Here is a 14,974-nt window from a genome sequence, read left to right on the forward strand (position 1 = left end):
ACCGGCTCGGCGCGCGAAATCACGAATGCCCCCTTATGCTCCATTTGCGTGACACATCATTTTGACGAGCTGGTGGAGAAACAGCGCGCAGCCGACCAGGCACACCACAGGGTCGAGGAACTGCGCCGCTCGTACGGCCCCCCGACCCAGCAGGGCGGCTGGACCGGACAGCAGACCGACACGTACGAGACCGCCTTGCGTGCCTGGCGGGACCTGGCCCGTGAGGCACAGACCTCGGTCACCGAGTACGCCAAGGAGGCGGGGACGCCTCGCAACGAGGTCGAGGCCGACGTCAGCGAGACGGTCAGACGCTCCGAGCACAGGAGCGGCCGGTCCGAGCGGTAGGGCCTCGCACGGGCGGCCCCGGACACGCACGGGGCGCCCGGACCGGGAGGTCGGTCCGAGCGCCCCTTCGCGTCAGCGCACGTAACGGCGCCGTGTGCGGGTGAGCAGGAACAGACCTGCGATCAGCAGGACCGTGCCGGCCACGGCGGGCCACAGGTTCGCGCCGGTCTCCGCCAGCCCGCCCTGGACCGCCTGCGGTTCGGCCTGGCCGGCGGCGGAGGCGTCGTCGTTCCCGCCTGCGGCCTGGGCCTGGGCGGAGCTGTCGTCGGACGTGGCGCCCTGTTGCGGCGCGGCCGCGGCACTCCGGGAGGCCTTGGACGACGCGTAGACGCGGGGTTCCGTCGTGCTGGACAGCGTGGGCCCGTCGTCGCCGGCAGGCTGTGTGGTCTCCGGCGCGGCGGTCGTGGGCTGCGCGGTCTGGTCGCCCGATCCGTTGCCTGAGTTGTCCTTGCCCGACCCGTCGTCCGAATTGCCGTTGCCCGAGTTTCCGTTCCCCGAGTTGTCGTCACCGGCGGGCGGGGTGGTGGGGTCCTCGGTGGGCTGAGCGGTGGGCTGGCCGGTCGGCGTCTCGGTCGGCTTGTCAGTCGGCTTCTCGGTCGGCGGCTGGGTCGCTCCGTCGTCCGAGCCCGGGTCCTCGTTCGTGCCGGCCCCGCACGCACGGCCGCCGTTGATGCAGGACACGACCTCCTTCATGAGGTTCTCGTCGAACACGTTGATGAAGTCGCCGTGATCGGTGACCGGCTTGTGCAGCTGCTCCGGGAACGAGTCCACCGCGAACAACGGGGCCGTACGGCCGCCGTCCTGCAGACTCGGCGCCTTGACGTCGTAGACGATGCGCTGGACCAGCTGCGGGATGGCCCTGAAGCCGTTCGGGCAATTGCCGGCGGCGTCCTCGAAGGCCACGTGGGTGCGGTGGTTGGCGCTGTCGATGTTGCGGCCGTCCCAGCAGCTCTGGAACTTGAAGGTGCGGACCACGTCACTGCCCTGCGGGCACAGCGGGTACTTGTCCTTCAGCTGCCGGTCCTCGAACCCGGTGCAGCTCCAGGAGGCGTTGGCGTTGCCCGGGCCGTTGACGAACGCCTTGGCGTCGCCGGTGATGATGCGCAGCAGTCGGGGCATCTCGGTGACCTGGCTGCGCTGGTTCCCGATGAACGTCAGCGTGACCTGCTGGGGCGTGACGATCTCACCGGCGTTGCCCTCGATCCCGCCGCCGGGCTTGTCGGCGTCCCGCTCCTGGCTGCCGTTCTGCAGTCGCACCACCGGCCAGTAGTACGTGGACTTGTCGCCGGGGTTCTCGCAGCTCGTGTCGGCCTTGGCCAGGTCGTCGTCGCTGGCGAAGGCGTTGTTGGACTGGTTGCCGACGTAGTCGTGGAAGTGGTGCGCGCCGTTGGTGACACCCGGGGCGACGATCACGTTGTCGGAGTTGAACAGGCCGCCCGCGTTCACGCCGCAGCTGGTGGTGAAAATGCCCTTGGAGGCGAACGAATTCAGGTCCGGCGCCGGGGAGTTGGGCTGGACGGTGTTGATGTCCTGGTAGTCCGCGGCGACCGGCCCGTTGCCGGCCTGGCCGCCGTTGCCACCCTGCTGGCCGCCGCCGTTCTGCCGGCCGTCCCCGTTCTGCTGGCCGCCCTGCCCCTGCTGCTGGCCGCTCTGGGAACGACCCGCTTCCTGGCCGCCGTTCTGGCCGTTCTGGTTGTTCCAGGTCCGCATCGAGCAGTCCGCCATGGAGTCGAGCCCGTCGGGACGCCGGCCGGCCTGGTCCATCGCGTCGCCGATGCGGTCGAGGCTCTCGCCCCGCTTCTCCTTCAGCGGCTTCATGACCGTTTCGTCGGTGTAGTCACCGTCCTGGCGCTGCTCCGGCGTCGCCACCTGCAGCCGCTGATAGGCCTCCGCTATCTGCTGGTCCATCGAGGCGAGTTCGTTGTCGACGTCCCCCCGCGCCTGGTCTGGGATCTGCGTCAACCTGCTGCCGACGTCAGGGCAGTCGATGGTGCCGGCGGCGCTGCGCGTCTGCGCTCCCTCCGTGCCCGAACCGCCTTCCGTCGCCGAGGCATAGACGTTGGCCGCCACCAACCCGCCTCCGCCCAGCATCAGCGCGAATGCCGCAAAGGTTGCGCGGCGTGGGCCTGTCGGGCGTCTGCGCGTGTTGCGTCCCACGAGAGTTCTCCTACGGATCACGGCGGTCGGGCATACAAATCCCTCGCCACATACGGACGGCGGCACCGGTGTGTTCAGCCGCCCCACAGATTCATAGGAACATCTCAGAAAGCGCGTGCCCCCCGAGCGCCCACGCGTGGCGCGGTCTCGGGCGGCGCGGCACAGTGGAATCGTGGCCGAACGGGACTTCGACGTGGGGACCGGAATGAGCCGCCGGGCGGAGGCCCAGTCCCGGCGTCCCATGATCGTCCGACCGCAACCGCCGTCAGGATTCCGCGCCTTCTACGCCTCCAGCCAGAACCCGGTGCGCGTGAGCCACAGTTCGAGCAGTTCCCTGTCACCTCGGGCCTTGAGACGGATCGGCCGCACAGAGGCTCCAGTTGACCGCGCACCCCTGAGCCGGTGCGCGAAGGGCCCCGACCGCCGCGCGGGTGCGGCCGGGGCCCTGCCCCGGCCCGGAAGCACTCCAGGTCCCTCCCTCACGTGACCGGGGTCGCGCCGCACACCCCGGGAGCGGCATACGACCCGCACGGGCGTTCCCTACGATGAACCGGTGACGAGTGACACCCCCACCCGGGCCGACGTCGACGAAGACGCCCGAACGACCGCGCAGCACGAGCCGGCCCCCTGGGCGCGGCGGCCGCGCCGGTTCGGACACACGGCCGGCCCATCGCCCGACACCCGGGCCCGCCTGGTCCCGCCGTTCCCCCGACCGGGCACGTGGATCTGGGAGTCGATGGGTCTCGGTCCGCGGCTCGCCCGCCGGGTCGCGAACTCCATGGGCTGGGTGGGGCCGATTCTCGTCGCCGTGCTCGCGGGCGCGCTCCGGTTCTGGCGGCTCGGACAGCCACGGGCGCTCGTGTTCGACGAGACGTACTACGCCAAGGACGCCTGGGCGATGCTCCGGCTCGGCTACGAGGGCACGTGGCCGGACCGCAAGATCGCCGACCCGCAGGTCCTGGCGCACCCTCAGGTGATCCCGCTCTCGGACCCCGGCAGCTTCGTCGCGCATCCGCCCATGGGCAAGTGGGTGATCGCCCTCGGGGAGGGGCTGTTCGGCCTGGGGCCCTTCGGCTGGCGGTTCATGACGGCGCTGCTGGGCACCCTGTCGGTGCTCATGCTGTGCCGAATAGGGCGCCGGCTGTTCCGTTCGACGCTGCTGGGCTGTCTGGCCGGAGCGCTCCTGGCGGTCGACGGCCTGCATTTCGTGATGAGCCGCGCCGCCCTGCTCGACCTCATCGTCATGTTCTTCGCCCTGGCGGCGTTCGGCTGTCTGCTCGTCGACCGCGACAGGGCCCGGGCCCGTCTCGCGGCCGCCCTGCCCACGACCGGGGACGGCTTCGCGCGTCCCGATGCCGACGCCGCCGAGGGTACGGGCACGGGCCTGCGTCCATGGCGCCTGGCAGCCGGTGTCTTCCTGGGCCTCGCGGCCGCCAGCAAGTGGAACGGCCTGTACTTCCTGGTCTTCTTCGTGGCCCTGACCGTCCTCTGGGACGTCGGTGCGCGACGGGTCGCCGGGGCCTTCCATCCGTACCGGTCCGTCCTGCGCAAGGACCTCGGCTGGTCGGTGCTGTCGCTGGTGCCGGTGGCCGTGGTGACGTATCTGGCGACGTGGAGCGGCTGGTTCCTGTCCGACAAGGGCTACGACCGGCACTGGGCGGATGGTCGCGGCGGCACCTGGTCGTGGATCCCGGCGCCCCTGCGCGGCCTGTGGCACTACGAGCACGCCGTCTACGAGTTCAACATCAACCTGCACGCCTGGCACCGCTACAAGTCGAACCCGTGGAGCTGGCTGGTCCAGGGGCGGCCTGTCGCGTTCCACTACCGGGGGCCGAAGGCCGGGCAGGACGGCTGTCACGCCGCGGCCGGCTGCTCGCAGGAGATTCTGGGGCTCGGCACTCCGCTGCTGTGGTGGGCGGCCTGCGGCGCGCTCGTCTACCTCCTGTTCCGATGGGCGCTGCGCCGCGACTGGCGCGCGGGCGCCGTGCTGTGCGCGGTGGGCGCAGGCTATCTGCCGTGGTTCAACTACCAGGGCCGCACGATCTTCTCGTTCTACGCCGTCGCGTTCGTGCCGTACCTGTGTCTGGCCGTGGCCATGATGGTGGGCGCCATGCTGGGGCCGCCGGGGGCGAACGAGCGGCGCCGGCTGATCGGCACGGTGGGCGCGGGTGTGCTGGTGCTGCTCATCGCATGGAACTTCATCTACTTCTTCCCTCTCTACACGGGCCAGACGATCCCGTACTCCGAGTGGCACGCCCGGATGTGGCTGGACACCTGGATCTGAGGCCGGAGATCGCGTGACCGGACGTCACAGCTTCTCCAACTCCCCTGTGGTGCGCCCCAGATAGGTGACCGGGCCGGGATCCGGCACGTCGATCTCGTGGAAGCCCAGGCGGTCGTAGAAGGCCCTGGCCGGGGTGTTGGCCGTGACCATGGACAGGTGGACGGCGGCGACGCCCCGGTCGTGCAGCGCCCGCAGGAAGGTCCGCATCAGCGCTCGGCCGTACCCGCGGCCCTGCCATGCGGGGAGCAGGTCGATGTGCAGATGGGCCGGATAGGAGGCGGTCTCGGGGACGATCATCCGCTCGGGGTGGTGCAGCAGCGGGACCATCGCCTCGTCGGGGGTGCCCGGCGGGCCGGCGGGCTCCGGGTGACGGTCCGCGACCAGGGGCAGCCATGTCGTCCGGAAGGCCTCGACGAAGCAAGGCGTGTCCGCGGTGCCGAGGATGTAGCCGACCGCCCTGCCCTGCCCGTCGTCCAGGACGAAGGCCAGCTCCGGTTCCAGATGGACGTAGGGGGCCGCGAAGATCGCCGGGAAGATGCCGGGGTCGGCGTAGACCGGCCGGCTGTCCTGGCCGTTGTGGGCGGTGCGAATGCAGATGTCGTCGAGGGCTTCGCTGTCCTCGGAGCGGTACGGGCGGACGGCGGGAGTCGAGGTCATCGCAGCATCCTGCCGTTCTGGGAGCGCTCCCACAAGGTCGCCGGCCGGTGGGGCCGGATGGGGCAGAAGAGCGAGCAGAAGTAGGTGTCGCAGATGGTGAGGGTCTCGGCGAGCGCGCACTGGAATGACCGTCAACACCGGGGCCTCGCACGGCTGTTGCTGGTCGTTGAGAAGAGGTGGCCACCGCATGGATCGCGGATTCGCACCACGGTCGGAGGCGTAGGCGCGGTGAGCTCCCGCCGTGCGTGCCCAAGGGGCCGAGGCCGCCGTCACACACTGCGACGCAGGTCACACCGCTCTCGCGACGCCCGGCGCCGCCGATCTCGCTTCACCCACGACCGGCGGGACACCCCCGCGACGCCCGGGAATGGTGATTCCCGTGCGAACTGCGTCCGCCCAGGTGCGACACCGGCCCGTGGTGGCGCATTCTTACTGTGTCGCCCGCTGGACGGCGCAGGGACAAGGTAGGGCCGATGACTGGGAGCGTGGAGGACGCACACCGGACGCCCGGACAGCTGGCCTCGCTGCTGATCGACGCCTCGACAAGGGCGATCGGTGCGGCCGGCGGGCACTCGGGAGGGGTCTACCTGCGCTCCGGCACACCCGGGCTGCTGCGGCTCGCGGTGCTCGCAGGGCTGCCGGGCCCGCTGTTCAGGCCCTGGTGGCGGATGCATGTGGACCGCCCCTTCCCGGTGGCCGACTCCTACCGGCTCGGCGTTCAGGTGGTCCTGCCGAACGCCACGGAGACGATGCGCCGCTACCCCCAGTTCGCGGCCGGGCTGCCGTTCCAGTTCGGTTCGCTGTACGTACCGATCGTGGGCGGGACGACGACCTACGGTGTGCTGACCGTGTTGTGTCCCTCCGCGCCGGACGCGACCGAGCTGCTCCATCACCTCGATCGCATGGTGCGGCTGGCGGAGGACCTGGGCGCGGCCCTGCGGCGCCTGGACGACGGCGGCAGGACGTCGGTCGCCTGGGACGGCGAGCCCATGTGTGTGCGGCCGCCGGGCGTCCGCCCGCCCGCGGGCCGCGCGGGAGGTTTCGCCTGGGACCCGGTGACGGATGTCGTGACCGCGGACGAACGCCTGCCCGCGCTGCTGGGGGTGCCCGCCGACGAGTTCGCTACGTCCGTCGAGGCCCTCGTGGACGCCGTCGCCCCGGCCGAGCGGCAGCGGGTCCTGGGCGCGCTGCGCGAGACGGCCGCGGGCCGGCCGCCGCCCCTGCCGTTGTATGTCCGTTCCGAGGACGGCGCGTTGCGGCTGGTGGAGTTGTGGAGCCCGTACGCCGCCCCGGCCCCGCCCGGCACACCGTCCGGCGCCCATCCGGTACGGGGCTTCGTCGTCGACCCGGGTCCCGGCGCGGCAGCCGACGCCGCGGCCGACCTGCTGCCCGAGGGCGTGCTCTGCCTGGACCGGCTGGGGCTGATCCTGTACGCCAACCCGCGGGCAGGACGGCTGCTGCGCCGCTCACGGACACAGCTCCTGAGCCGTCCTCTGTGGGAGAGCGTGCCCTGGCTGAACCAGCCCGCCTTCGAGGACCATCTGCGCAGCGCGCTGCTGTCCCCGGACCCGGTGCGCTTCCATCTGTGGCGGCCCGGCCCGGAGGGCGGGGAGAGCGACGCCGCGTCGTACGACGGCGCCTGGCTCGACGTATGCGTCTATCCGGGCCCGGACGTGCTGACGTGTACGTTCCGTCCGGCGAACCGGCTGGCGGAGGCCGCCGCGGACCTCACGCCGGGGCCCGAGGAGGGGCCGGAACCGGTCAGGGCCTCCGTGCCCACGGCCCCGTCGATGGCTCCGCTGTACCGTCCCATCGTCCTCGCCATCGCACTGACCGAGGCGGTCACTGCCCGCCAGGTGGCGGCCGTGGTCATGCGGGAGGTGCTGCCCGCGTTCGGCGGCCGCCACCTGGCCATCTACCTGCTGCAGGACCGCCACCTCCACCTGGCCCTGGAGAGCGGCTTCCCCAAAGGGTTCCTCACCCCGTTCGAGGGTGTGGGCCTCGACGCCCGGCTGCCCGGCGTCGAGACGCTCACCGCAGGCAGGCCGCTCTTCTTCGACTCGATGGAGCAGCTGGCGGCCGCCTATCCCGGCATCCCGCTGGACGCGGACGAGGGAGCGCGGGCCTTCCTGCCGCTGATCGCGTCCGGGCGCCCGGTCGGCTCCTGCATTCTGGGCTTCGACCGCCCCCGCAGTTTCAGCACCGAGGAACGCACGGTGCTCACCGCGCTCGCCGGCCTGATCGCCAACGCCATGGAGAAGGCGCAGCGCTACGAAAGCGAGGCGGCGCTCGCCCGGGGACTGCAACAGGCCCTCCTCCCCCGCAGGCTGTCGGCCCACCCGCAGGTGGAGACCACCGGGCGCTATCTGCCCGGCACCCAGGGCATGGAGGTGGGCGGCGACTGGTACGACGTCGTGGAGGCGGGGGACGGCCTTGCCCTGGTCATCGGCGACGTGCAGGGGCACGGCGTGCAGGCGGCCGCCACCATGGGCCAACTACGAAGCGCCGTACGGGCGTTCGCGCTCAGTGACCGTCCACCCGACGAGGTGATGAGCGGTACCAACCATCTGCTCATCGACCTCGATCCCGGCCAGTTCGCGAGCTGCTGCTACATCCGCCTGGATCCGGCGTCCGGCCTGGCACGGGTGGCCCACGCCGGGCACCCGCCGCCACTGCTGCGTCACCCGGACGGACACACCGACGTCCTGGATCTGCCCGGCGGCGTCGTGCTCGGGGTGGATCCGCAGGCCCACTACCCCGTGACGGAGCTGCGGATCGAGCCCGGCGCCGTCCTCGCGCTGTACACGGACGGCCTCGTCGAGCGGCCCGGCAGCGACATCGACGACGGCATCACGGCCCTGCGGATCGCCCTGTCGAAGGCGGGCGCCCCCGCCGCCCGTCCGGGCCACCGAGCGTTGTCCGGGGTCGCCGACCGCCTGACCGCGACCGCCCGGCACTCGGCGGACCGCCCCGACGACATCGCCCTGCTCCTCGCCACGCGCCGTGCGGAGCACGGCAACCAGCGCTGAGGCCTGTCGTACGCCGGCGGCGCGGCGACTCCTGCACGCGCCGCCGGCCACACGAACCGGCACGACCCCTGTCACTCTCTGAGACGCCTCTCGCCTCATGCGGCCCGGCAGTGTAGACATGGGCACATGGTCCGACTTCCGGACCGCTCCGGGGCCCGGTCGCACCGCCGCCCCGGCGGTCCCCGTGCCCGCCGCGCGCACGACCGCGCCCACGGAGCGCACGGGCATCGATCGGCGCGGACGACGGGCCGTTCGCTGACGCACCACGGAACCCACCCCGGCGAACCGGATCCGGGGCGTTTCACGGCGCTGAGGTCGGCGCTGACCGGACGCAGCATCGCCCGGCAGATGTTCGTTCTGCAGGTGGTGATCGTGCTGCTGCTGGTGGTCGCCGCGGTGGTGGCGCTGTACCTGCAGGTCCGGCACGACAGCAGGCAGGAGGCCCGCAACCGGTCGGTCGCGGTCGCCGAGGCGTTCGCCAACGCGCCGGGCACCCGCGAGGCACTGAGCAGCCCCGATCCCACGGCTGTGCTCCAGCCGCGCGCGGAGGCCGCCCGCAAGGCCACGGGCGTGGACTTCATCGTCGTCATGAACACCGACGGCATCCGCTACACCCACCCCAAGCCGGACCGCATCGGCAAGAAGTTCGTGGGGACGATCGGGCCCGCGCTGGCCGGGCGGACGGTGGTCGAGGAGGTCAACGGCACGATCGGGCGGCTGGTACAGGCCGTCGTGCCGGTGAAGGCGCCCGACGGCAGGGTCGTGGGCCTGGTGTCGGCGGGCATCACCACCGCGAACGTGGGCGGAGCCGCCAACCGGCAGCTGCCACTCGTCCTGCTCGCCGCGGCCGCGGGACTCGCCCTGGCGACGGCGGGCACCGCGCTCGTCAGCAGACGGCTGCTGCGCCAGACACACGGCCTGGGCCCGGACGAGATGACCCGCATGTACGAGCATCACGACGCGGTGCTGCACGCCGTCCGCGAGGGCGTGCTCATCGTCAGCGGCGAGGGCCGTCTGCTGCTCGCCAACGACGAGGCGCACCGTCTGCTCGACCTGCCCGAGGACGCCGAGGGCCGGCACGCACTCGACCTCGGCCTCGCCGCCGACACCGCCGACCTGCTGGCCTCGGGGCGCGTCGCCACCGACGAGGTGCACCTGGTCAAGGACCGTCTCCTCGCCGTCAACCAGCGGCCCACCGACGTCCAGGGCGGCCCGCCGGGCACCGTCGCCACGCTCCGCGACTCGACCGAGCTGCGCGCTCTGTCCGGCCGCGCCGAGACGGCACGCGAACGCCTCAACATGCTGTATGACGCCGGGGTGGGCATCGGCACGAGCCTGGACGTCACCCGCACCGCGGAGGAGCTGGCGGAGCTCGCCGTGCCCAGGTTCACGGACTTCGCGACGGTCGACCTGTTCGACACCGTGCTGGCCGGGGGCCAGCCGGAGGCGACGACGCCCTTGCGCCGCACCGCCTCGTGCGGCATCCGCGAGGACGCCCCGCTGTACAAGGTGGGCCGGCAGATCAGGTTCGTCGACTCCTCGCCGCAGGGCCGAAGCCTGCGCTCCGGGCAGGCCACGCTGGAACCGCATCTCGCCTCGGCTCCCGGCTGGCGCGCCCAGGACCTGGAACGCACGGCGCAGGTCGTGGAGTACGGCATCCACTCGCTGATCACCGTGCCGCTGCGCGCCGGATCCCTGGTCCTGGGCGTGGTCAGCTTCTGGCGTTCACAGAAGGCCGAGCCCTTCGACACGGAGGAACTGGCCCTCGCCGAGGAGCTGGTGACCCGCGCCGCGGTCTCCATCGACAACGCCCGCCGCTACACGCGCGAGCACAGCATGGCGGTGACTCTGCAACGCAGCCTGCTGCCCCGGCGGCTGCCCGAGCAGTCCGCGCTGGACATCGCGTACCGCTACCTGCCCGCGCAGGCCGGAGTCGGCGGCGACTGGTTCGACGTACTGCCGCTGTCGGGCGCTCGCGTCGCGCTGGTCGTCGGCGATGTCGTCGGCCACGGGCTGCACGCGGCGGCCACCATGGGGCGGCTGCGGACCGCGGTGCACAACTTCTCCGCCCTCGACCTGCCGCCCGACGAACTCCTCGCGCTGCTCGACGAGTTGGTGGGCCGCATCGACCAGGACGAGACCACCGAGGCCACCGAGGGCGGCAGCGCCGCGATCACCGGCGCCACCTGCCTGTACGCGATCTACGACCCGGTGTCCCGCAGATGCACCGTCGCCCGGGCCGGCCACCCGCCGCCGGCCCTCATCCGGCCCGACGGCACCGTCGAGTTCCCCGATGTGCCCGCCGGTCCCCCGCTGGGCCTCGGTGGACTGCCGTACGAGACGGCCGACCTCGAACTGGAGGAGGGCAGCCGCCTCGTCCTGTACACGGACGGGCTCGTCGAGGACCGCGAGCGGGACATCGACGAGGGGCTCGAACTGCTGCGGGGCGCCCTGGAGCGCGCCGGTGAGTCGCCCGAGGACACCTGCCGGGTGGTGCTCGAATCGCAGTTGCCGGCCCGGCCGAGCGACGACGTCGCTCTGATCGTCGCCCGCACCCAGGCGCTCGCCGCCGACAGGATCGCCGAGTGGCAGGTGCCGAACGACCCGGCGGCCGTCTCGGAGGTCCGCGCCTCGGTCAGCCGCCGGCTCACCGTGTGGGGGCTCGACGAGCTGGCCTTCACCACCGAACTCGTCCTGAGCGAGCTGGTCACCAACGCGCTCCGCTACGGCGCCGACCCCATCCGCGTCCGCGTGCTGTTCGACCGCACCCTGATCTGCGAGGTCTACGACAGCAGCAGTACCTCACCGCATCTGCGGTACGCGGCGATGACGGACGAGGGCGGACGCGGCCTCTTCCTCGTGGCCCAGCTCTCCGACCGCTGGGGGACCCGCTACACACCGGAGGGCAAGGTCATCTGGGCCGAGCAGCCCGTGCCTGACATCTCCGCCTGACGTCTCTGCCCTGACTCACCCCGATTTGGTCCGTACCTTTTTCGTACGTCCCTACGAACTTCTCCCGCGACGGGTGCGCTCCCTCCGCGCGCTCTGATAGTAAACCTTCCTATCAGTATGACGCACGGCCAACTCCCCACCCCCCACCACGACTTGGAGCCCCCGTGAGGCACCCCTCCAGCGAGCCCGCACGTCCCGTCCGGCTTTCGCGCCGGACCGTCCTCGCCGCGGTCGGCGCAACCCTGGCCGCGGCCCCCCTCCTGAAGCCCTCGCACGCGTCGGCGGCCGCGGGCTGCGCCGGGCTCGACGACCCGGCGAAGAAGGAGATCGCCATGAAGCTGGTGTCGAGCGCGGAGAACTCCTCGCTCGACTGGAAGGCGCAGTACAAGTACATCGAGGACATCGGTGACGGCCGCGGCTACACCGCCGGGATCATCGGCTTCTGCTCGGGCACGGGCGACATGCTCGACCTCGTCCAGCTCTACACCGACCGCAAGCCCGGCAATGTGCTCGCCAGGTACCTCCCGGCGCTGCGCCGGGTGAACGGATCCGACTCGCACGACGGCCTGGACCCGAACTTCCCCAGGGACTGGCGCACAGCGGCCCAGGACAGCGCCTTCCAGCAGGCACAGAACGACGAGCGCGACCGCGTGTACTTCAACCCGGCCCTGCAGCAGGGCCGGACGGACGGCCTGGGAACACTGGGGCAGTTCGCCTACTACGACGCCATCGTCATGCACGGCGACGGCGACGACTCGACCAGCTTCCGCAACATACGCAAGCGCGCCCTGCGTTCGGCGAAGCCGCCGGCCCAGGGCGGCAACGAGGTCACCTACCTGGGAGCCTTCCTCGACGCGCGCGTGTGGGCCATGAAGCAGGAGGAGGCCCACAGCGACACGGGCAGGGTCGACACGGAGCAGCGGGTGTTCCTGCGCAACGGGAACCTGTGCCTGAACACTCCGCTCAACTGGAAGGTGTACGGCGACAGTTACCACATCGGCTGAGCTCCGGCCGGGCCGCCGTACCGCCCCCGCGAGGTACGGCGGCCCCCAGGTCTACGGGCGCAGGCCGATACGGTCCACGACGCCCGCCTCCTCCAGGCCCCGCATCTCGTAGTACCAGCCGACCTGCTGCCACTTGCCGTTGAGCTTCTTCGCGCTGCTTCCCTTCAACCGCAGGCCCAGATAGGCATAGGTTCCGGGGTCGAAGACGAACGAGAAGGTGACCCTCGGGTACGAGACCCCGATCCCGTGCCGGCCGAGAGCGTCCACGTCGTGGTGGTCGAGCCTGATGCCGGGGATCTTCGCGACGGCTTCGAAGGTGGCGGCCTCCAGGCCGGGCGGCATGACACGCGGTCCCATCATCAGCATGCACGTGTTCATGAACGCCATGCCGTTGGCCTCCGGGGAGTCGTCCCCCGTCATCATGAGCCGCTTGAGCAGCGTGTCCGGATCCGTGGGCCACTTCGCCAGCTTGGCGTATTCCGTCGGCGGCCACCTGACCTCGTGCCTGCCCAGCGGGGGGTCATGGTGGATCTTGCCGTGCTCCTCGCGCCGGGAGGGCTTGGAGCCGTCCACGGAGAGCCAGCTCTCGTCCGTCCAGGTCCTGGTCCTCGCACCCTTCACATACGTCCGTGTGATGTAGGTCTTCGTGTACAGGTACTGGTCGTTGCGCGGAATCGGCAGACCGCCGGCGGCTGACCGGGAGCGGCCCGCGGCCTTGCGCAGCAACTGCGCCGCGCTCAGGAGGGTCATCCGGGGGGCGTCCGCGTCCGCGTCCTCCTCGCGCCCGGCCACGACCACTGCACCTCCCGCGACCGCGGCTGCGGCTGTTCCGGCCACGGCGATCCTGAACACCAGCCTTCGGGACAGCCGGCCCGGCCGGCTCTCCGCCCGGATCGCGCGCCGCGGGGTGAGGCCGGGTTCCGATGGTCGGCAAGGCGGTCACTGATCGCCATTCAGGTTCATGGGTTTCCCTCGAGGTCGCGGGCATGGTCGACTGCTGTTGGCCGATACCCGCGTTCGAGTTCCGTCCCTGGCTCATAAATTTGACTTATGAGTCCATAGACCGGACCCGCGTACCGACTTAGGCTTGCCTTAGCTTAGGCTTCCCGTTCGAGTCGCCTGTCATCACTCGAAGGGAACCTGATCATGCCGCGCCCCCTGCGGGTAGCCATCGTCGGAGCCGGCCCCGCCGGGATCTACGCCGCCGACGCCCTGCTCAAGTCCGACGTGGCCGCCGAACCCGGCGTGTCCATCGACCTCTTCGAGCGGATGCCCGCCCCGTTCGGCCTGATCCGTTACGGCGTCGCCCCCGACCACCCTCGCATCAAGGGCATCATCACGGCCCTGCACCAGGTGCTCGACAAGCCGCAGATCCGTCTCTTCGGCAACGTCGACTACCCGAACGACATCAGCCTGGACGACCTGCGGGCGTTCTACGACGCCGTGATCTTCTCAACGGGCGCGACGGCCGACCGCGAGCTGCGCATACCCGGCATCGACCTCGACGGATCCTACGGCGCCGCCGACTTCGTCTCCTGGTACGACGGCCACCCGGACGTGCCGCGCACCTGGCCGCTGGAGGCCGAGAAGGTCGCCGTGCTCGGCGTCGGCAACGTCGCCCTCGACGTGGCGCGCATCCTCGCCAAGACCGCTGACGAGCTGCTGCCGACGGAGATCCCGGCGAACGTCCACGACGGCCTGAAGGCCAACAAGGCGCTGGAGGTCCACGTGTTCGGCCGCCGTGGCCCGGCGCAGGCGAAGTTCTCGCCGATGGAGCTGCGGGAGCTGGACCACTCCCCCAACATCGAGGTCATCGTCGACCCCGAGGACATCGACTACGACGAGGGCTCCATCGAGACCCGGCGCGGCAACAAGCAGGCCGACATGGTCGCCAAGACCCTGGAGAACTGGGCGATCCGCGATGTCGGCGACCGCCCGCACAAGCTGTTCCTGCACTTCTTCGAGTCGCCCACCGAGATCCTCGGCGAGGACGGCAGCGTCGTCGGTCTGCGCACCGAGCGCACCGTCCTCGACGGCACCGGCAACGTCAAGGGCACCGGCGAGTTCAAGGACTGGGACGTCACCGCCATCTACCGCGCGGTCGGCTACCTGTCCGACAAACTCCCCAAGCTCCCCTGGGACGTCGACTCGGGCACGGTCCCGGACGAGGGCGGCCGGGTGATCCAGGAGTCCGGCGAGCACCTGCAGTCGACATACGTCACGGGCTGGATCCGGCGCGGTCCGGTGGGTCTGATCGGCCACACCAAGGGCGACGCCAACGAGACGGTGTCCAACCTGCTCGCCGACCATGCGAACGGCCGTCTGCAGACGCCGGGTTCGCCCGAGCCCGAGGCGGTGGACGCGTTCCTCGCCGAGCGCGACGTCCGCTTCACCACCTGGGAGGGCTGGTACAGGCTGGACGCGGCGGAGAAGGCGCTGGGCGAGCCGCAGGGCCGTGAGCGCGTGAAGATCGTCGAGCGCGAGGACATGCTCGGGGCGAGCGGAGCCTGACGCCGGCCCGGCGCCGGTCGTGCCGCGCCCCCTGG

At 71.2% G+C, this 14,974-nt stretch carries 9 protein-coding genes; 6 read left to right on the forward strand and 3 right to left on the reverse strand.

The window, feature by feature from the left end; all coding sequences use genetic code 11:
* The first annotated feature begins 48 nt into the window (after positions 1 to 48).
* Positions 49 to 345 carry a hypothetical protein gene (locus tag ACYUED_RS00965; protein WP_491290426.1) on the forward strand — a complete coding sequence of 99 codons (297 nt, stop codon included), beginning with the start codon at positions 49 to 51 and terminating at the stop codon, positions 343 to 345.
* A 72-nt stretch (positions 346 to 417) separates the two neighbouring features.
* On the opposite strand, the gene ACYUED_RS00970 is transcribed toward ACYUED_RS00965, so the two are convergent.
* Entirely contained in the window at positions 418 to 2,502 is a 2,085-nt protein-coding gene (locus ACYUED_RS00970) for a DUF1996 domain-containing protein (RefSeq protein ID WP_491290427.1), read from the reverse strand.
* Between the two features lie 553 nt (positions 2,503 to 3,055).
* On the opposite strand from ACYUED_RS00970, the gene ACYUED_RS00975 reads away from it, so the two are divergent.
* On the forward strand, positions 3,056 to 4,786 hold the full coding sequence (locus tag ACYUED_RS00975; RefSeq protein WP_491290428.1) for a dolichyl-phosphate-mannose--protein mannosyltransferase: 1,731 nt from the start codon (positions 3,056 to 3,058) through the stop codon (positions 4,784 to 4,786).
* A gap of 24 nt (positions 4,787 to 4,810) precedes the next feature.
* On the opposite strand, the gene ACYUED_RS00980 is transcribed toward ACYUED_RS00975, so the two are convergent.
* A complete protein-coding gene (locus ACYUED_RS00980; RefSeq protein WP_491290429.1) occupies positions 4,811 to 5,443 on the reverse strand; it encodes a GNAT family N-acetyltransferase in 633 nt (210 codons plus the stop codon).
* A 473-nt stretch (positions 5,444 to 5,916) separates the two neighbouring features.
* Between ACYUED_RS00980 and ACYUED_RS00985 the strand changes: the two genes are divergently transcribed.
* From ACYUED_RS00985 to ACYUED_RS00995, 3 genes are all read left to right on the forward strand, one after another.
* Positions 5,917 to 8,472: a SpoIIE family protein phosphatase gene (locus ACYUED_RS00985; protein ID WP_491290430.1), complete on the forward strand. Its 2,556-nt coding sequence runs from the start codon at positions 5,917 to 5,919 to the stop codon at positions 8,470 to 8,472.
* Between the two features lie 348 nt (positions 8,473 to 8,820).
* Positions 8,821 to 11,424 carry a SpoIIE family protein phosphatase gene (locus tag ACYUED_RS00990; protein WP_491294767.1) on the forward strand — a complete coding sequence of 868 codons (2,604 nt, stop codon included), beginning with the start codon at positions 8,821 to 8,823 and terminating at the stop codon, positions 11,422 to 11,424.
* Between the two features lie 164 nt (positions 11,425 to 11,588).
* Positions 11,589 to 12,428, forward strand: coding sequence for a chitosanase (locus ACYUED_RS00995; RefSeq protein ID WP_491290431.1), 840 nt, complete (start codon positions 11,589 to 11,591; stop codon positions 12,426 to 12,428).
* Between the two features lie 51 nt (positions 12,429 to 12,479).
* Here the strand turns inward: ACYUED_RS00995 and ACYUED_RS01000 are convergent, their stop codons facing one another.
* Positions 12,480 to 13,322: a CU044_5270 family protein gene (locus ACYUED_RS01000; protein WP_491294769.1), complete on the reverse strand. Its 843-nt coding sequence runs from the start codon at positions 13,320 to 13,322 to the stop codon at positions 12,480 to 12,482.
* Positions 13,323 to 13,574: 252 nt separating this feature from the next.
* Between ACYUED_RS01000 and ACYUED_RS01005 the strand changes: the two genes are divergently transcribed.
* A complete protein-coding gene (locus tag ACYUED_RS01005) occupies positions 13,575 to 14,939 on the forward strand; it encodes an FAD-dependent oxidoreductase (protein WP_491290432.1) in 1,365 nt (454 codons plus the stop codon).
* The last annotated feature ends 35 nt before the right edge of the window (positions 14,940 to 14,974 follow it).

The sequence above is a fragment of the Streptomyces sp. DF42 genome (genome assembly GCF_058267695.1).

Bases quoted from the DNA above. Each gene is read 5' to 3' on its own strand.
- ACYUED_RS01005 (WP_491290432.1), top strand. From the start codon at position 13,575: ATGCCGCGCCCCCTGCGGGTAGCCATCGTCGGAGCCGGCCCCGCCGGG.
- ACYUED_RS00990 (WP_491294767.1), top strand. From the start codon at position 8,821: ATGTTCGTTCTGCAGGTGGTGATCGTGCTGCTGCTGGTGGTCGCCGCG.
- ACYUED_RS00985 (WP_491290430.1), top strand. From the start codon at position 5,917: ATGACTGGGAGCGTGGAGGACGCACACCGGACGCCCGGACAGCTGGCC.
- ACYUED_RS00980 (WP_491290429.1), bottom strand. From the start codon at position 5,443: ATGACCTCGACTCCCGCCGTCCGCCCGTACCGCTCCGAGGACAGCGAA.